The sequence below is a fragment of the Paraglaciecola algarum genome, assembly GCF_021532655.1.
In the GTDB taxonomy this organism is placed as follows: domain Bacteria; phylum Pseudomonadota; class Gammaproteobacteria; order Enterobacterales; family Alteromonadaceae; genus Paraglaciecola; species Paraglaciecola algarum.
On the sequence record NZ_JAKGAS010000001.1, the window covers coordinates 782,293 to 801,167 of the forward strand.

10 protein-coding genes are annotated in these 18,875 nt (G+C 38.4%); 8 read left to right on the forward strand and 2 right to left on the reverse strand.

Translation table 11 applies throughout. From position 1 onward, the window contains the following. The first annotated feature begins 33 nt into the window (after positions 1-33). The 3 genes from L0668_RS03235 (at position 34) to L0668_RS03245 (ending at position 7,993) form a co-directional block, all read left to right on the forward strand. Positions 34-663, forward strand: a complete 630-nt coding sequence (locus L0668_RS03235; protein WP_235310617.1) for a hypothetical protein — start codon at positions 34-36, stop codon at positions 661-663. A 74-nt stretch (positions 664-737) separates the two neighbouring features. After that, positions 738-2,765 (forward strand): flotillin family protein, encoded by a 2,028-nt coding sequence (locus tag L0668_RS03240; RefSeq protein ID WP_235310618.1) that lies wholly within the window; start codon positions 738-740, stop codon positions 2,763-2,765. Positions 2,766-2,842: 77 nt separating this feature from the next. Further along, positions 2,843-7,993 carry a DNA repair ATPase gene (locus L0668_RS03245; RefSeq protein ID WP_235310619.1) on the forward strand — a complete coding sequence of 1,717 codons (5,151 nt, stop codon included), beginning with the start codon at positions 2,843-2,845 and terminating at the stop codon, positions 7,991-7,993. Positions 7,994-8,102: 109 nt separating this feature from the next. Here L0668_RS03245 and L0668_RS03250 read toward each other — a convergent pair whose 3' ends face one another. Beyond that, on the reverse strand, positions 8,103-8,642 hold the full coding sequence (locus L0668_RS03250; RefSeq protein ID WP_235310620.1) for a peroxiredoxin-like family protein: 540 nt from the start codon (positions 8,640-8,642) through the stop codon (positions 8,103-8,105). Positions 8,643-9,056: 414 nt separating this feature from the next. Here L0668_RS03250 and L0668_RS03255 point away from each other — a divergent pair, with 414 nt between their 5' ends. After that, positions 9,057-9,974 carry a hypothetical protein gene (locus tag L0668_RS03255; protein WP_235310621.1) on the forward strand — a complete coding sequence of 306 codons (918 nt, stop codon included), beginning with the start codon at positions 9,057-9,059 and terminating at the stop codon, positions 9,972-9,974. A gap of 354 nt (positions 9,975-10,328) precedes the next feature. Here L0668_RS03255 and cysZ read toward each other — a convergent pair whose 3' ends face one another. Then, complete coding sequence (cysZ, locus tag L0668_RS03260; protein WP_235310622.1) at positions 10,329-11,051, reverse strand: sulfate transporter CysZ; 723 nt, start codon at positions 11,049-11,051, stop codon at positions 10,329-10,331. Between the two features lie 192 nt (positions 11,052-11,243). Between cysZ and smc the strand changes: the two genes are divergently transcribed. The 4 genes from smc to L0668_RS03280 all read left to right on the forward strand — a co-directional run bounded on the left by smc (position 11,244) and on the right by L0668_RS03280 (position 18,868). Next, complete coding sequence (gene smc / locus L0668_RS03265; protein ID WP_235310623.1) at positions 11,244-14,735, forward strand: chromosome segregation protein SMC; 3,492 nt, start codon at positions 11,244-11,246, stop codon at positions 14,733-14,735. Between the two features lie 133 nt (positions 14,736-14,868). Then, entirely contained in the window at positions 14,869-16,392 is a 1,524-nt protein-coding gene (gene zipA, locus L0668_RS03270; protein WP_235310624.1) for a cell division protein ZipA, read from the forward strand. 107 nt (positions 16,393-16,499) lie between these two features. Next, complete coding sequence (gene ligA / locus L0668_RS03275; RefSeq protein WP_235310625.1) at positions 16,500-18,533, forward strand: NAD-dependent DNA ligase LigA; 2,034 nt, start codon at positions 16,500-16,502, stop codon at positions 18,531-18,533. A 2-nt stretch (positions 18,534-18,535) separates the two neighbouring features. Continuing rightward, positions 18,536-18,868 (forward strand): DUF3392 domain-containing protein, encoded by a 333-nt coding sequence (locus L0668_RS03280; protein WP_235310626.1) that lies wholly within the window; start codon positions 18,536-18,538, stop codon positions 18,866-18,868. The last annotated feature ends 7 nt before the right edge of the window (positions 18,869-18,875 follow it).

Here is an 18,875-nt window from a genome sequence, read left to right on the forward strand (position 1 = left end):
TTAATTTTTAACCTTGTATTGGAGCAGTAAGAAATGGATCTTTTTCTTAGTCAAATTTTTAGTTTTCCTACTATTATCTTCACCATACCTCTTATTGTATTGATGTTGTTTTGGCTGTTGGCATTTGCTGGTTTAGTTGATATTGAATTATTTGATTTCGATTCAGACGCTGAAACTGTCGGTGCAACAGGCTCTTGGTTAGAAACCTTAGGCCTAAATGGTGTGCCATTAACTGTTGCCCTCACACTATTAGATATTTATGCATTTGCCTTTACTTACCTAGCCAAAAAATACCTAATGCCCCTGTTAGATGGGATATTAACTTCAACTGCCATCGGACTCATTATTGCGGTGTTTGCCGTAATGATTGCTATCCCCATTTCTGCGCTGTGCATTAAACCTTTGCGTAAAGTGTTCCATACCCATGAAGGGGTCGCTAAGCGGGATCTAGACGGCACAATTTGTACCGTCACCACCCAATCAGTGACTGAAACCTTCGGCCAAGCCACCACAGATGACGGCATGGTATTTAGTGTCCGAGCGCAAACGCCGAACGATATTGTTAAAGGTAGTCGCATAGTTTTATTAGAATTTTCAACTGAAGACGATAGTTATTTGGTTGCTACTCAATCAGAAGTCATGGCTATGTCTTCAGTGACTTAATCAATCAAGTCAACCAATACATAACCAAAACCAATATTTACAATAATTATATTACCGTTTAAAGGAACAAACACATGAATGCTGAAAGTGACCTAGTTTTTTGGATCTCGCTTGCCGTAGGAATTTTTGTACTCATTATGGGTACAATTTTGATGTTGGCTCGTTTATATAAAAAGGTCGAACAAGGCCGAGCCATGATCATCAACAAAATGGGTAACGAACCCACAGTGACCTTTACTGGTGGTGTAGTGCTACCAGTTTTTCATAAAATGGAAATTATGGATATCTCTCTAAAAACCATTGAAGTAGATAGAAGTGGATCAGACGGCCTGATATGTAATGACAATATTCGGGCAGATATAAAGGTCGGTTTTTTTGTTAAGGTGAATAAAAATCGCGATGACGTAATGAAAGTCGCGCAAGCCATTGGTTGTGAGCGGGCATCAAATATTGCGACACTTGAAGACCTATTCAGCGCAAAATTCTCTGAAGCGTTAAAAACAGTAGGGAAGTCTTTAGAGTTTGAAGAGTTATATGCCAAGCGTGATAAGTTTCGTGACATGATAATCGACAATATTGGCACTGACCTAAACGGCTATGTTTTAGAAGATGTGGCCATTGATTATCTCGAACAAACGCCGCTTGAAAAACTTGATCCGAATAATATTTTAGACTCTCAAGGTATTCGTAAGATCACCCAATTGACAGCTGAGCAACATATTCAAACCAATGTGTTTGAACGTGATGAAGAGATGAAAATAAAACGTAAAGACGTTGAAACACGGGAAGCTATTTTAGAACTAGAACGTCAACAAGCTGACGCAGAAGCCAAGCAAAAACGTGAAGTAGAAACTGTCATTGCTCGAGAAACTGCCGAAACAGAACGGGTGCAACACGAAGAAAAACTAAAATCAGAACAAGCCCGAGTACAAAGTGAACAAGAAATTGAAGTACAAGAGCAAAATAAACAACGTGAAGTTGAAGTCGCTGAAAACAATCGCTTAAGAGCCGTGGCCATTGAAGAAGAGCGTGTGGTTAGAGCGAGAGAATTAGAACAAATCGATCGTGAAAAAGAAGCGTCTTTGCAACGCATCGCCAATGAAAAATTATTGGAACACGAAAAACGTGAAATCGCCGATGTGATCCGTAGCCGAGTAGAAGTAGATATAACCGTTGCACAAAAAGAAGAAGAAATTAACGATGTACGGGTGGTATCAGAAGCTGAACGTCTTAAAAAGTCTCGAGTAATTGCTGCAGAAGCTGAAGCCGAAGAAGCTCTCGTTAAGGATATTAAATCCGCCGAAGCTGCAGAAAAATCATCAGAATATCTTGCCAAAGAAAAAGCCACTATCGCGGCGGCTGATTTAGATGTAGCTGAAAAGTTAGCCTTATCTCAACGTAAAGAAGCCGAAGGTAAAGAGGCACTAGAAGCAGCAAGTGGTTTAGCTCAAGCAAAAGTTATGGAAGCGCAAGCCATCGCCAAGGAACAAGAAGGTATGGTTGAAGTGCGTGTACAAGAAGCTATGGCTGATGCGTTAGAGAAAACAGGTACAGCTGAAGCTGAAGTATTAGCTAAAAAAGCCGGTGCTGAGGCTGAAGGCATGACCAAAAAATTCGCTGCTATGAGTACTATGTCTGAAGAGCAACGTTCTCATGAAGAGTTCAGAATGCGCTTAGAAAAACATCATGAACAAAATATGGAATCTATTACTACCAATGTCGAGATTTCGAAGCAACAAGCATTGGTATTATCTGAAGCACTAAAAGAAGCCAATATCGATATTGTAGGTGGCGATACCAGTTACCTTGATAGTTTTGTAAAGTCATTATCTGTTGGTAAATCAATTGATGGCACTATTGGAAAGAGTCATACCTTACAAACGGCCTTTAAAGATCATTTTAATGGTGATGCTAGTTTTGTAGAAGATGCAAAAGAATTGGTTGCCGGATTTGGCGCTGCCAGTGGTAACGCTAAAGACACAGCGATGACAGCCCTGATTGCTAAGTTTCTAAAAGAAGGGGGAGATAACCCGCAAATTATGGAAATGGTTGCCAACGCGCTCACTAATAAAAATATCAATAAAAATAAAACTTCAAGCTAATTGATTGAAGAGTAGGGCGGTTTATAAGCGTTGTAAGCAAATTAGCCGCCTATTTTTAATTAGCCGGGAGTATTTTTATGACAGAACAAAACAGTTCTGAGCAAGCTAAAAACCAAGACAATCAACTTGATCAAGCCGTAGCCGAAGGCGGTGCGTATGAAGTCATTCGTGCCCGTTTAGTTGAACAAGCAGCACAACTTAAACAAAAAGTCGATCACCTAAATCAAGCGCGTGTAGCTGAGTTTGGTCAGGCAAAACTTGATGTATTGAGTCGTGTGCGGGTACGTACCGAAAATAACTGTGTTTCTCGGGATATTGTGCCTGTTGGCGACAGTATTTTATTTGGCTATAACGTGTTTATTGGTTTAAAAAAAGAAACCAAAGTACAAGACGTTTTTGGCTTATATCAATTAAAACAAGAGGGCGATAGTTTTGAATTAGTGGCGCAAGATATAGCCGGCACCTTTTTGGCTGACGCTACTTTTACCAAAGAATTTAATGAGCTGTATGTTTATTATAAAGAAGCTCGTTTAATTCAATTAAAAGTTCAAAATCAAATCTTGTTTGCTGTATTTCAGATTGGTCGCAAGATCGATGATACCCGAGTTTTTCAGTGGCGCTTAAACACTAAAGAACATAAAGATGGCGCAGCCAGTTACATAGATAATCGGGGAGAGCGCGCTCTAAAAACACCTCAATCTCATGATTTTGAATGGCAAAAGATAGGTCGTGAACAACACGAGTCTGGCGCTCATCCTCACGCCAATATTTTAGATAAAGTGTTTGTAGAAACTATAGGTGGCCAATTAACCATTAAGGTTGAAAATAATACTGAAGATGGCTTAGGTATTTATAATGAGCCAGTAGAAGATCAAAACCAAAGCCTAGCCGACGCCGATATTCAATATGCCCAAATTGGCAGTTTAATTTTGCTAAAAATTCAACCTTACCGGGAAAAAGAATATCGATTTTTAGTGTTTAATACTCGTACCAATCAGGTTGACCGCATCGATGCCATTGGCTTGGCTTGTATTTCTCTGCCTGAAGATCATGGGATTATTTTCCCAGGTGGTTATTACCTACAAAATGGTGAAACCAAATCATTTCCTGATGAAATCGAAGGTTTACGTTTTAAACGCTCTATCCGTTCGCCAAATGGCGAAGACGTTTTGTATGTATTTTATGAGCCTGAATCTGGCTTAGTAGGATTATATTCTTACAATCTAATTCGCAAGGAATTACAAAACCCAATTTATGCTCATGGTTATAGTGTGTTTGAAGACGGTACTATGGTGGTGTTTGTCGCTGAAGATGAAGCCACTAGAGTGCATCCCATGCAAATTTGGGAAACACCATATTTCAGTAACGAACACGCGGCCAAACAACCCACAAGTGACAGCTTTTATAGTCGAATTGGCAACAAAGAATTAGTGCGTGGTATCTCTGATTTAATCGCCATAAATAAAACGGTTGTTAACCCTAATCCTAGCCGTAATTTATATGAAGATCTGATTAAAACTTGCCGCTCTATGTTTGACTCTTACTACTGGTTAGCGGAACCAGAAGTTGATGGCTTAGGCGACATAGTTAAACAAATTACCAGCACGTCAGAACTGGTAATAGATGAATTTGTTAAAGTAGAACAGATCCGTTTACAGGCCGATACTGCCTTGCAAAAAGCTGTAGAGAAACAAAAGCGGGTAATCGATTCAATTAAAATTACTGACTGGCAATCACCAGAACAGTTTGTTGAATGTTTAAATGATTTACGTAAACAACGTGGTCACTTAATCACCTTAAAAAATCAACGATATATTAACTTAGAACGAATAAGCCAGTTAGACGCTCAAGTAACTGAGCAATATGATCTAGTCAGCAGCGCCACAGTAGAATTTTTAGCTAAGGACCAAGCCTTACAAGCCTACCACCATAAAATCACCACGCTAGAAAACGCCCTAGACGCAGTCACTTTGGTGGTAGACATCAAGCCCTTAATTGAAGAGTTGAATAACTTATCTTTGGGTTTAGATCTATTAACCGAGATATTAAATGGCTTAAAAGTAGAAGATGCCACGATTAGAACCAAGATCTTAGAAGACATTTCGCAAATTTATTCCAAGTTAAATCAAGTTAAAGCTCAAGGCAGAAAACGTTCAAAAGAGTTAGGTTCAGGAGAAGCCACTGCAGAATTTGCAGCTCAATTTCGTTTATTTTCTCAAAGTATTAATAGTGCTTTAGTCATGGCGGACACACCAGACAAAGCAGATGAACAACTTTCTAGGTTAATGATCCAACTAGAAGAGTTAGAGTCTAAATTTAGCGAACACGATCAGTTTTTAGCAGATATTTTAGAAAAACGTGAAGAGTTGCATTCTGTATTTGAAAACAGAAAACAAGGATTACTCGAAGATCAACAAAGACGTTCACAAAATATTTTCAGTGCCGCCGAACGCATCCTAAAAGGCATAAGCAGACGAGCCAATTCCTTTACCGAACCTGATGAACTAAACACCTATTTTGCCTCAGATCCTATGGTGTTAAAAATAGCTGACTTGGTCGTGCAACTAAGAGGTTTAAACGATCCCATCAAGGCTGATGATTTGGAGGCGCAATTAAAAGCGGCTAAGGAACAAGGAATACGCAGTTTACGAGACAAACAGGATATTTTTGAAGACGGCGGCTCAGTGATTAAATTGGGCAAACACAAGTTTAGTGTTAATTCACAAAATTTAGATCTCACTTTATTGCCTAGAGACGAAGGTTTATATCGACATTTAATTGGAACTGACTATTTTGAACTTATACAAAATCAAGAGTTAACTGAGCTTAAACCATACTGGCAACAAGCCTTAGTGTCTGAAAGTGATGAAGTAAGTCGAGTGGAATATCTTTCATCACTTATTGTTCGTGATGCAGAACAACAAAATGGCTTGTCTACCGATAAACTATATTCGCTAAAAGACAACCCTGTGGAGCTAAGCAATATCGTTCGTAAGTATATGGCACAGCGATACCAAGAAGGTTATGAAAAAGGCGTTCACGATAGTGATGTGGTTAATATCCTGCAAGGAATTTTACCTGTCCATCAAAAAGCTGATTTACTACGCTTTTCGCCAAATATAAGGGCCATAGCTAAGTTATATTGGGCATTTGGTCACAGAGCCAAAAATCAAGAAAAGATCTGGAAAAGCCATGCGTTTAGTGCTCATTTGTTGGCAAATTCCTTCAATAGCCCGAATGGCTTTGTACAATTACGTGAAACATTAAGTAAAGAAATTAGTGCTTTTACTAGATTATTTGCCTTGCCTTTTGAGTCAAGAGATATTACTCAAGCGAGCGAATATCTGAGTTTAGAATTAGCCCAACCCAAGTTAGCCTTTATCAGTAGTAAACCAGCAAAACAATTAGCTGATAGTTTTGTCAGCAAGTTAGATAATCTCGGTCACGGTCATGAGTTCCAAGCCGCAATGGCCCAATTTAATCAATTATTGGAGTTAGCTAAAACATCACAAGACAAAAATTCACTTCCAACAAAAGAACCAGACAAAATAATACAAGGCCTAGAAGAACAATGGACTTTAGCTAATGCTTGGCTTGAAGCTATGTTAATAGATCTAGCCAATGACAAGAGTGAAAGCACTCAACTCAGTCACTATGTAACTGAAGCGGCGGCGTTAATAATTGTTCAAGACAGAATAGATTTAAGACCCAGTAAAGTTGATTTAAATATCACCATTGATGGTTTACTGAGTGATCATAAAAACATTGTTGATAGTCAGTTGAGTATTGCCTTAGATGAATTCTCAAAACGCTTAAATGAATATCATGAATTACACGTGCCCAATTTTGTGCGTTATCACAAATTGCGTCAACAACATATGCAAATCAGCAAACAAGAGTTACAACTTGATTCTTACAAGGCCAAGCCATTAAGCTCATTTGTCAGAAACCGTTTAATCAATGAAGTATATCTACCTATTATTGGCGACAACTTAGCAAAACAAATGGGTACGGTTGGTGAAAACAAACGTACGGATTTAATGGGGCTGCTGTTACTCATATCCCCTCCAGGGTATGGTAAAACCACCCTAATGGAATATGTTGCCGATCGCTTAGGACTGGTGTTTATGAAAATAAACTGTCCGTCATTAGGTCATGATGTCACCTCAATCGATCCTGAAAATGCCCCCAATGCCACAGCGAAACAAGAGTTAGAGAAGCTGAATCTTGGTTTAGAAATGGGTAGTAATGTCATGTTGTATTTAGATGATATACAACACACTCATCCAGAATTCTTACAAAAATTTATATCACTGTGTGATGGCACCAGAAGAATTGAAGGTGTATGGAAAGGTCAAAGCAAAACTTATGACATGCGTGGTAAAAAGTTTTGTGTGGTGATGGCCGGTAACCCTTATACAGAATCGGGCGACGTGTTCAAAGTACCAGATATGTTAGCTAACCGTGCCGATATATATAACTTAGGTGATGTGTTAGGTGGTAAAGAACAACAATTTGCCTTGAGCTACATAGAAAATGCATTGACCTCTAATCCAGTGCTTGCACCGTTAGCTTTAAGAGATATGCAAGATGTATACAAACTTGTGACTATGGCTCAAGAAGGCACAACGAGCAGTTCCAATCTGAGTCATCAATATAGTGGCGCTGAAGTTAACGAAATCACCAGCGTGCTTAGACATTTATTAGTTATTCAAGATGTGATCCTAAAGGTTAACTTAGAATATATAAAATCAGCAGCCACGGCTGAAGACTACCGAGAAGAGCCGCCGTTTAAATTGCAGGGTAGTTACCGCAACATGAATAAAATGGCTGAAAAAGTATCGGCCGTAATGAACCATGATGAGTTAATACAATTAATTGGTGATCATTATACCGGTGAAGCCCAAACGCTCACCTCTGGTGCAGAGGAGAATTTACTCAAATTAGCTATGTTACGTGGTGCTATGGACGAGCAGAAAACAGCTCGTTGGCAACATATTTGTAGTGCTTTTGGTAGTAAACAATCTCTTAATCTAGAAGGTGATCCCACCACTCAAGCTGTGCAACAGCTCGGGCAAATGGCGAATTCGTTAGAGGCAATTAAGCTGGATATGCAACAATCAGATACCTCAGATCTAATTCGCCCAATAAACCGTGTGGCCACCGCTATGCATTTGTTAAGTAAGGTATGGTCTGGGGCTGAAGAGGTCAAGTTGAAGAAACCTTAATTACTTATTATTAAACGCTTATAAATAGCTTAACTTTACGAATATCACTCAGTATAAAAAGCCAACTAGATAGTTGGCTTTTTCATAAGACGGGCAGTGTGATTAATACTTAGGCATATTGATAAGTGCCACGTATGGGGTAATCATTCCCTTGAATAAATTTAATGCCATTAAGCAATTTTTCAAGATCTGGTCTAGAAAATGGCGCGTTACTCTTATCTATTATGTGTAACTTGTTTTCTGGATTTATCACTAAAACACACGGCTCAGGAAAAAGATGGTTTGTTTCTTCTGGGTTTCTTGGGCTTGAAATATATAAACCTAGTTCGCTCATTTGGTCTTCAGATAACCCTGCTAATACTTCAAACTTAAGGTCGTCGACTTTTTCTTTTAAAAAACGGTTCAATTGACCGACAGAATCCCCAGACACAGCCACAATGTCAATATTGGCATTGTTATATTTTTCTTGTAGGGCGTTGAGTTCGTTAAGATATTCGGCGCATTTAGGGCAATGCACTCCTCGGTAAACTACCACCATTTGCCAATCACCAGCCGCTGGCGATGTTCTTGTTAGAGGTGTATCTAGATTATCTTTAGATTTTACAAAAAACTCAGGGAAATTGTCTCCAGGTTTAATAGCAGTTTGCATAATATTTCCATTTTTAGTTAAAAGTACGTACTGTAAAGCACATTGCATTCCAACTAAAAAGTATATAAAAAACAATACTCTACTGTCCATCCGAATTAATAACCTGTAATAACTACAAGATGTTTGCAAATTTTTCTCAGCTTAAAACCAAATACCTTTAATTTAATCAAATTCAAACCTGCTGTTTTAATTCGTCTAGCCACAAGGCTGTACTGTTTATTGTAGATCCTTCCTCAGTGTTACCAATATGAATGAGGTTATATTCAAAATTAGGGACATTTAGCACCAACCTTTATACATATCAGGAAAGTAAGCTATATATTTGTTAAGGAAAAATGTTAACCTTATTTTATTAACTTATCGAGTCCTGACTCCTTTTGTTTATCTGAGGTTTTGTAAGGCTCTATTGTTTGAATGATTAATTTTTTGCGTACAAATTTACTTCACATATCCTATCTGGCATTAGCATGGATCTTTTGTCTAGTGCTGTACCCAAAAGTTGTGTTTGCGGAGGAAGTCACCCAATCAAAAGTCAGAAAAATTACTTATCCGATTCCAGAAACCCCTACTCATTATCATGTTCAAACTAATTATTATTTAGATGTACTAAAGCTAGCATTGGCCAGATCTGATGTCAGCTATAAGTTGGAAATTATCTCCATTCCCGCTATGTCTCAAAGCCGTAGCTCAATATATATCCAGCGAGGGCTATACGATATTCATTGGTTAGCAACCTCCGAACAAAGAGAAAATACTCTCAACCCAATTCGCATTCCCCTATTAAAGGGGCTGTTGGGATTGCGTATCGCATTAATCAACTCCAAAAATCCAAATTTACTCTTAGAGGCTTCAAATATTGATGGGTTGAAAAAACTTTATGCAGCTCAAGGCCATGATTGGATAGATACTAAGGTGTTGCTCCACCATGGCTTCAGAGTGCAAACATCCTCTAATACTCAGTCGTTGTATGAACTCATAATAAAAGGAAGATTGGATTATTTTCCCCGTTCAATGCTTGAAGTTTGGTATGAACATGAATTTTTCAATCATAAAACACTAATAGTTGATGAAAATATCGCCATTTATTACCCCTTAGTGAATTATTTCTTTGTCAGAAAAGAAGATGTTGAAATGCATGAGCAAATTCAGCTCGGCTTGTTAAGAGCAATTGAAGATGGCTCTTTTCAAAATAATTTTGATGCTTATTTTAAACAATACATAGAAAAAGCAAATTTGAAAAACCGCAAAATTTATAGGCTGCAAAATCCATTCATTTCACCCAAAACTCCTATGAATGATCCAAAGTTTTGGTTTAAGTTACCCGTCGAATAGTTAGCGTGACTTAGCCAAACACCCAAGGTAAGGTTTTAAAATGAGCTTTTTTAATTATTCAACTAAGAATTATTCAACTAAGAATTATTCAACTAAGCTTTGATGACATAAATTGAAGAGAGTCAATCATGCTTAGTTCGCGCGCATCTTAAGTTTAATTAATTGATACGTCTTATTACCATTGTATATTACGCTATGTAAGTAGTTCATTTTTGTGCGGTATTGATAGTTATTCAGGTAAAGTTATGAACACCGCAATTATTACTACTTTACGTGCCTATTTTGTTATCTTTTTATCCAACCTACTCTGCGTGCTCTGAGACTCAAATTTTTTTTGTTTATTAGGTTGCCAAATTAAACCTGCTCTTTTAATTCGTCTACCCACAAGGCTGTGGCACCACATACAGCTACTGGCATTACAAGAAAGTTAACAATAGGAATTAACGAACAAATACTGACGGTTATACCAAAACTAAAAGTCTGAGACTTGTTGGCTCTTAATACTTGTTTCATCCGTCCAAAAGCAACTTTGTGGTTATCAAATGGGTAGTCGCAATATTGTATGGCCATCATCCAAGCGCTGAACAAAAACCACAATACTTGACCAATCAGCGGTAGGATAAAAAATAAGATTAAAAACCCTAAGGCTCTGGGTAAATAATAAACTAACTTGGCAAGTTCTCTACCTATGGTGCGCGGAATATCTTTGACTATATCCATTAATCCTGAATCACCTAAACTCTGACCAGATAGATGTAGCTCTACCTTTTCAGATAACAAACCGTTAAAGGGGGCGGCTATCCAATTGGCTAAGGTGCCAAAAATCAAACCAAATACCAAGAGGATGGTAATAAGCGCTATTGGCCAAATGATGTAACTTAAGCCTTGTTTTAACCAAGCTAACCATTGCCAGTCTGGTATTAAATCGACAATCCATACAATACTTGATTCAATCTCACCAAATAGAAAATAAAAGGCCACTGAAAATAAAATTAAATTTATCGCCAATGGAATAAAAACAAAACGTTTTAAGCCTTTGGTACGAATTAGGCTGAATCCCTGAAAAAAATAGTCCACTGCACACCTTATGTGTTGAAAGAATTAGTATTAACTGTTTGAAAATACGTCATTTTAGGAAGATTAATAGAAATATTATACGTATCAAGGCGTATAGATCAAAACGCCAATTGTTACACTTGATGACTTTTGGTACATTCGTTATTCAGAATAACAAAAATATAATAATTACAGGTTGTCGTTCGCCACTTTATGCGCTTAAAGAAAATTAAGTTGGCTGGGTTTAAATCATTCGTAGACCCAACCACTATTCCTTTCCCATCAGAAATGACCGCAGTTGTCGGGCCTAACGGCTGCGGCAAATCTAACGTTATTGATGCGGTGCGCTGGGTATTAGGTGAAAGTTCTGCTAAAAATTTACGTGGCGATGCCATGACAGACGTCATATTTAATGGCTCTACGGCCCGTAAAGCGGTATCACAATGTAGCGTCGAATTAGTATTTGATAACTCATCAGGCCGAATTCAAGGTGAATTTGCTGGGTACAACGAGTTATCAGTTAAACGCATAGTCACCAAAGACGCCCAATCTAGTTACCTGTTAAACAACACTAAATGTCGTAAAAGAGATATCACTGACCTATTTTTAGGAACTGGGTTGGGGCCTCGTAGTTATGCCATTATTGAACAAGGCATGATCTCTCGCTTGATTGAATCTAAACCTCAAGAGCTTAGAGTATTTATCGAAGAAGCAGCTGGGGTATCCAAATATAAAGAGCGTAGACGAGAAACTGAAACTCGTATTCGCCATACCAAAGAAAATCTAGAGCGCCTTGAAGATGTAAGAGGGGAATTAGGTCAACAACTTGAAAAACTACAAAGACAAGCTGCCGCTGCAAAACGTTTTAAAGAGTTGAAACAAAACGAACGTAAATATAAAGCAGAACTGGCGGCCATAAGATGGTTGAAACACAGTAATAAAATTGAGTTGTTGGAAAAAGACATAGAACAAAAGAATTCCGAAATAGAGGAATATGTCGCACAACAAAGAGGTGAAGAAAAAGACATCACCTTGTTTAAAGAACAACAACAAGACTTTAAACAAAACATTGCAAATTATCAGCAGCAAGCCTTTAAAGTGGGCACAGATATTACTCGCATTGAGCAAAATCAAATTCATACTAAACAAAGGCGGCAACAAGTTGAACAAGAGTTGCAGACCTTGCGCAGCTCAATTCATGAGCATGAGCTGCATCAGCAGCAATCCAATGAAAAAATAGCAGAGTTGTTCAACCAACTTGAAGTCGCGCAGCCAGAAAAAGAAATGTTAGATGAGCAAGTTGAACAATTACAATTCGCTTTAATTGAAGCCGAAGATCAGTTTATGCACTTGCAAAACCAATGGCGTACTCAAGAACAAGAATTTAATCAACGTAAAGCCCAAGTGCAATCCTGCCATAGTAAAATTCAATCGTTAATGACCATGCAATTACGCACGCAAGACCGTATTGGCGAATTAAAAGATGAACTGAATGAAATACTTGATCAAGACTTAGAGCTAGAAATCACCTCTCACCAAGAGCATATTTTAGAATTAGAGCAACAAACGGAAGAATTAACCAGTCAAGAGCATGAGCTAGAAGAGCAATATCAACAGGCGTTGACTGCGGTCAAAAAACTTGAGCAAGAGTCTTTTGAACATCAAGGTAAACTGCAAACTAATAATGCTCAATTAGATGCATTACAAGCTTTGCAAGAATCTGAATTAAACTCAATTGAAACTAAAGAGCTAAGCCAGAAACTTGGTGTTGATGTTCAATCTTGGTGGCAAAGCCTAGACATTCAAGCTGGTTGGGAAGATGCGTTTGAAACTGTTTGTCAGCAATGGCAACAAGCTTTACTTGTGAAAAATTTAGATAACTCCTTAAACCTTGATTTCCCCACTTTAAGCAAAGAAGTTGGTGTATCTTGGATATTTGAAAGTGCTTATACTTCAAACATTCCCCAGCACAGTCTAGCCAGTAAAGTTAATGCGACATCAGTGCCTGTTTGGTTAACCCATATTTTGCTTGCGGATGATTTGCCTCAGGCACAAGCCTTGCTGTCCAATTTATCTGAGCTTCAAAGTGTGGTGACTTTGGATGGACATTGGTTAACTAGCCAATGGTTAGTTAATCCACAAAGTGATAATCAAGCCAGTGTGTTAAAACGTGCTAACCAAATTAAAACTCTTGAACAAGAAAAGCTCAATTTAGTTAAAGCCCTGCAAGACAAACAAGTTGACCTAGAGCCAGCCAGTAATGCCTTAAATAAAGCAGATAAATTAAGGAATAACCACAAAGAAAGCCAACAAAGCGTAACGCGTAACCAAGAGTTAACTAAAGGTAAGTTACAGTTACTTGAACAACAAAAGCAACAAAACCTAAGCAGAAACAACCGATTAAGTTTAGAGTTGAACCGACATCAAGAAACCTTACAAGACGAGCAGCAAGAATTAGAAGAGTTATCCATGCAAGCCGAAGAACTTGAGGTGGGGCTCGAAGATTTACAAGAAAACCAACTTGGTTTTGAACAAAATAAACAAGTAGAACAACAAAAAGTAAATCAATGCCGTATTAATTTAGATGCCAGTAAAAACAAATTACATCAGCTCGCTTTAAACGTTCAGACTATTCAAAGTCAATACGATGGATTAAAAAATAATCTTTCCAGAGAAAACCAGTTATTAACTAACTTACAAGAAAAGTTAGCTTTATTAGAAGCTGAGTCAGTGGAGTTAGCTCTTCCTTTAGAAGATCAAGAAGAGGCATTACAAGAATTACTCGAACAAAAAGCAGAAATCGAATTATCACAAAGTTTATTAAATCAGCAATTACTTGAGGTTGAAGAAAAACTAAGCGTGGCTGAAAAAGGTCAACAAGGTGTAACTAATAAAATTCAAGCCATGTTGACTGATTTACAAAGTATAAAGCTTGAATGTGAAGGATATCGAGTTAGAGCCAATGGTTTTGTAGAGCAGTTGCAAGAAATGCAACAAAACCTAAAACTAGTGCTCGAGTCTTTACCCACTGATGCAGACGAAAATACTTGGCAAGGTTTATTAGAAAAAACTACCGCTTCTGTAGGACGTTTAGGTGCTGTTAACCTTGCAGCCGTTGAAGAATATGAAATACAAGCACAGCGGAAACATCATTTAGATACGCAAAATGACGACCTAGTATCAGCTTTGGATATTTTAGAGCAAGCTATCAGAAAAATTGATAAAGAAACCCGTTCTAGGTTTAAAGAAACTTTTGAACAGGTAAACGATGATTTAAAAATGTTATTTCCTAAGGTATTTGGTGGGGGCTCGGCCTATTTAGAGCTGACAGATGATGATTTACTTGAAACTGGTGTCACTATTATGGCTAGGCCACCTGGTAAGAAAAATAGTACAATTCATCTGCTTTCGGGTGGAGAAAAAGCGCTGACCGCTTTATCATTGGTGTTTGCGATATTTAGGTTAAATCCAGCGCCATTTTGCTTGTTAGATGAAGTCGATGCCCCACTAGATGATGCAAACGTAGGTCGTTTCTGTAAATTGGTGTCGGAAATGTCTAAAAGTGTGCAGTTTATTTACATTACCCATAACAAAATTGCGATGGAAATGGCCACGCATTTAACTGGGGTGACAATGGCTGAGCCTGGGGTTTCTCGAATGGTAGCAGTGGATGTTGATGAAGCGGTTGCCATTGCGCAGGCTTAAATTTGAATATATATCCAAAACCATTGGAATTGCACGGTGGCGGCAAATAATTGAGACCCATGAGTTCAGCCAACAGACGAGCAGTTTCAAAGGTAAGGATTTAGAAATTAACAATAATAAGAGTAAGTGCTAGATGGAAGATGTATTACGGTGGTCTTTGTTAGTTATCGGTGGATGTATCATAATCGGGGTAGCTGTGCATGGTATTTGGGTATCTAGAAAAAATACTGAAAGCAAAACAAAAGATTACCCACCAGAACAAAGTTTAGAGTCAAATCTACAGGGTGATTTAGATCAAGACTCAGAGCAAAACTTTGACCAAGAGCACGATATTCAAGAATGGTCTATTGGTGATGAAGGTCAAGACCTAGATCGCTTCCAAGAGTTTAACTTTTCTAGTATTAACATTGGCGAACAAGAACTGACTCATGAGCCAGAACAGTCTGATGACCAACAAATAGCGGCTCAAGACGATAGTCCAATTACATCTGCAGAACAATTTGATGATCTGGGAATTGGTGCAGTAAGAGTTGTGTCTAGTTCGAAAGAACAAGCTACCAAAAGCAAATTGGAAAACGAAGGGAGCTCAGGACAAAGTGCTTCTCAAGAATCTAAAACATTGGAAGTGCCAGCCGAAAAGGAAGATAAAAGCGCTGGATCAGCTGGAAAAATTTACGCCTCTGTAGTCACGCAACCTAAACCTGAATATGCTCAAAAGTATCAATCTTTAGCTTCGGAAACCGTTGCTATTGCCAAAGAAGAAAAAATCACTGCTAATGCTTCACATCAGGGCAATGTACAAGCTACGAATCGATCTCAGCAAGAATCATCATTTAACATTAGTAAAGTGTCTAACTCTGACCTCAATCCAGCACGTATTTCAATATCCAACCAAGACAACTACCAGGCACCAGAGCCTCCGCCGTTTTTGTTAAAGAAAGACCAAGCTTCTCAGGAGAGTATTCCTGATAATAAAAACGTGCAAACAGATAAACCTAAGGCTCAAGCAGGCTTAAAAGAAAGTCTTTCAGAACAAGCCCGCAATTTAGTCAAACGCAAAAAGGCGGATTCAGGTCGTAAAAAGAGAGAGCCTAAAATTGCCGATGATCAAATGCGTATTGATTTTGATGAAGAGCCTATTGTTAACCCCTCAAACGAAACAAAAGTAGAACCTGAGCTGGCTAAGCAAAAACAGGGTAATCAGGAAGGAAATAAACCAAACGAATCACAGCAAGAAGTGTTAGTACTAAATGTAAAAGTTGCAGACGATTCAAGTATTCCAGGTTCGGCTTTGTTACCTATGTTGCTTACTCTAGGGTTTAAGTTTGGCGATCAAGATATATTCCATCGCCATGTCAACTCAAATGGCAAAGGGCCAGTGTTATTTAGTTTGGCCAATATGTTTAAACCCGGAAACTTTGATATTGATAATCTCGAAAATTTCACCACTCAAGGTGTATCATTATTTATGATTTTACCAATCGAAGGTGAACCACATCAAGTGTTTAACATGATGCACAACGCAGCTCGCAAAATTGCGGATGAGTTTTCAGCACAAATTTATGATAGTAGGCGCAGCTTATTAACTAAACAAAGTTTGCAACAGTATGTAGAGAAAATTCGAGAATTTGAACGCCAACGCATATTGAACCGCTAATCAGACATTATTTTTCAACGCTCTGTCTGTTATTTAACGATCTAGTTAAAGTTCTAGTTAAATAAGGTCGGCAGGGCACTTATTATCATTTTCTATGGAATGCTTTTATGGCAGCCTCGCAACAAACAATTAATACCCTGCAACAAATCAAACAAACTATCACTGAATATAATCATCAATATTATGTGTTAGATGAGCCTACTGTACCTGATGCCGAATACGATAGGCAGATGCAAACTTTACTTAAAATAGAAGCAGAGTATCCAGAACTCGTTACTTCTGACTCACCCAGCCAGAAGGTTGGTGATGTACCTTTGGCTGCATTTGCTCAAGTAGAACATGAAGTACCTATGTTGTCTTTAGATAACGTATTTGATCATGATTCATTTTATGCCTTTGAAAAACGTATGCAAGACAGGTTAAAAGATACGTCAAAAATTTCTTACAGCTGCGAGCCTAAACTCGATGGCTTAGCTGTTAGTTTGTTGTACGAAAACGGTAAATTAGTTAGAGGGGCGACCCGAGGTGATGGACGAGTAGGGGAAAACATCACAGCCAATGTGCGCACCATTGACAATATTCCTTTGGCTTTACGTGGTACTGACTTCCCACAGCGCTTAGAAGTAAGAGGCGAAGTGGTGATGAGTAGAGACGGTTTTCTTGCTCTGAATGAAAGCCAATTAGAAAAAGGCAAAAAGGTATTTGCCAACCCAAGAAATGCCGCTGCCGGTAGTTTACGCCAACTAGATTCTCGAATAACGGCTACCCGTCCTCTTTTATTTTTTACTTATTCACTAGGCTTAGTAGAAAATGAGCAACAAGCTTTAGCTGGATTACATTCCGAGCGCCTAAAACAGCTTGCTGAATGGGGATTACCTTTAAGTAAGGAGTTACGAGTAGCGCAGGGAGCTAAAGCTTGTTTAGAGTATTATGCCTATTTAGGCGATATTCGAGACAAGCTAAATTACGACATCGATGGCGTGGTATTTAAAGCTGATCAAATCGAATTGCAACAAACATTAGGTTTTGTAGCCAGAGCACCTCGTTGGGCAATCGCTCATAAATTTCCAGCACAAGAAGAAATGACTCAAGTAATAGATGTTGAATTTCAGGTGGGGCGCACTGGGGCAATTACTCCAGTAGCTCGGCTTGAACCTGTTTTTGTTGGTGGTGTAACTGTTTCAAATGCTACTTTGCATAACCAGGATGAGATTCAACGTTTAGGCTTAAAGATTGGCGATATAGTGATTATTCGCAGAGCTGGTGACGTGATCCCTCAGGTAGGCTCTGTTATTTTAGATAAACGACCGGATAACGTACGAGATATTGTTTTTCCAGACACTTGCCCTGTATGTAATTCTGCAGTAGAAAAACTTGAAGATGAAGCTGTGGCACGCTGTACTGGTGGTTTGTACTGTGCTGCACAACGTAAAGAAGCAATGAAACACTTCGCATCACGTAAAGCCTTTGATATTGATGGTTTAGGCGTCAAAATCATTGATCAACTAGTGGAACAAGGTTTGGTTAAAACCCCAGCGGATTTTTTTAAATTAGAGTTAATTCAGATTTCTAATCTAGAACGCATGGGTGAGAAATCAGCGGTAAATTTATTAAAATCTTTAGAAAATAGTAAACAAACCACCCTAGCTAAATTTTTATACGCTTTAGGTATTCGTGAGGTAGGCGAGGCCACAGCCGCCAATCTAGCTAATCACTTCTGTGAGTTAGACAAGATTAAGCGAGCTGATTTAGAAGCCCTGCAAGAAGTGGATGACGTAGGCGTGATTGTAGCCCAACACCTAGTTAACTTTTTTGCCGAAGAGCATAACTTGAGTGTGATAGAACAGCTATTAGCAGTAGGGATCACTTGGCCGAAAATTGATAAAGTTGAAGCAGGCTCATTACCGCTAGATGGCCAAACTTTTGTTTTGACTGGCACCTTGCAACAAATGGATAGAAATACAGCCAAAGCTAAACTTCAAAGTTTAGGGGCTAAGGTGGCGGGTAGTGTTTCAGCTAAAACCAGTTGTTTAGTGGCAGGTGAGAAAGCAGGATCTAAATTAGCTAAAGCAGAGTCACTAGGCATCAAAGTATTAAATGAAGCAGAAATGTTACAGTTATTTGCAGAGTTAGAGTCCTAACAGTGGCGTTTCTTAATCAAATATTAGGCCAATTAACTGGCCTGATTCAGCCTTATTTAAGTGAAATATCCTTAACCATATTAGCCACTGTTTTAGTGGTTTATGGTGATGTAATCAACAAACACATCAAACGTATGATAAGCCCTTATCACTTTATTATTCGCACCATAGTTTTTGTGTTGGTTTGTGCCTTTGGGTATGGGGTGCTGTTGGTGTTTGCCAGCCCTTATGTGAAACAACTTATTCAATTTATACCTTATGTTTACCGAGGTATAGTTGTGATCAGTATCTTTTTATTATTGGGTTATTTAGCCGAGCATAGACGTTATATTTAGGTTTAAT

Excerpts from the sequence above, each read along its gene's own strand:
- smc (WP_235310623.1), top strand. The coding sequence starts at position 11,244 with ATGCGCTTAAAGAAAATTAAGTTGGCTGGGTTTAAATCATTCGTAGAC.
- L0668_RS03240 (WP_235310618.1), top strand. The coding sequence starts at position 738 with ATGAATGCTGAAAGTGACCTAGTTTTTTGGATCTCGCTTGCCGTAGGA.
- L0668_RS03235 (WP_235310617.1), top strand. The coding sequence starts at position 34 with ATGGATCTTTTTCTTAGTCAAATTTTTAGTTTTCCTACTATTATCTTC.
- zipA (WP_235310624.1), top strand. The coding sequence starts at position 14,869 with ATGGAAGATGTATTACGGTGGTCTTTGTTAGTTATCGGTGGATGTATC.
- ligA (WP_235310625.1), top strand. The coding sequence starts at position 16,500 with ATGGCAGCCTCGCAACAAACAATTAATACCCTGCAACAAATCAAACAA.
- L0668_RS03250 (WP_235310620.1), bottom strand. The coding sequence starts at position 8,642 with ATGCAAACTGCTATTAAACCTGGAGACAATTTCCCTGAGTTTTTTGTA.
- L0668_RS03245 (WP_235310619.1), top strand. The coding sequence starts at position 2,843 with ATGACAGAACAAAACAGTTCTGAGCAAGCTAAAAACCAAGACAATCAA.
- L0668_RS03255 (WP_235310621.1), top strand. The coding sequence starts at position 9,057 with ATGATTAATTTTTTGCGTACAAATTTACTTCACATATCCTATCTGGCA.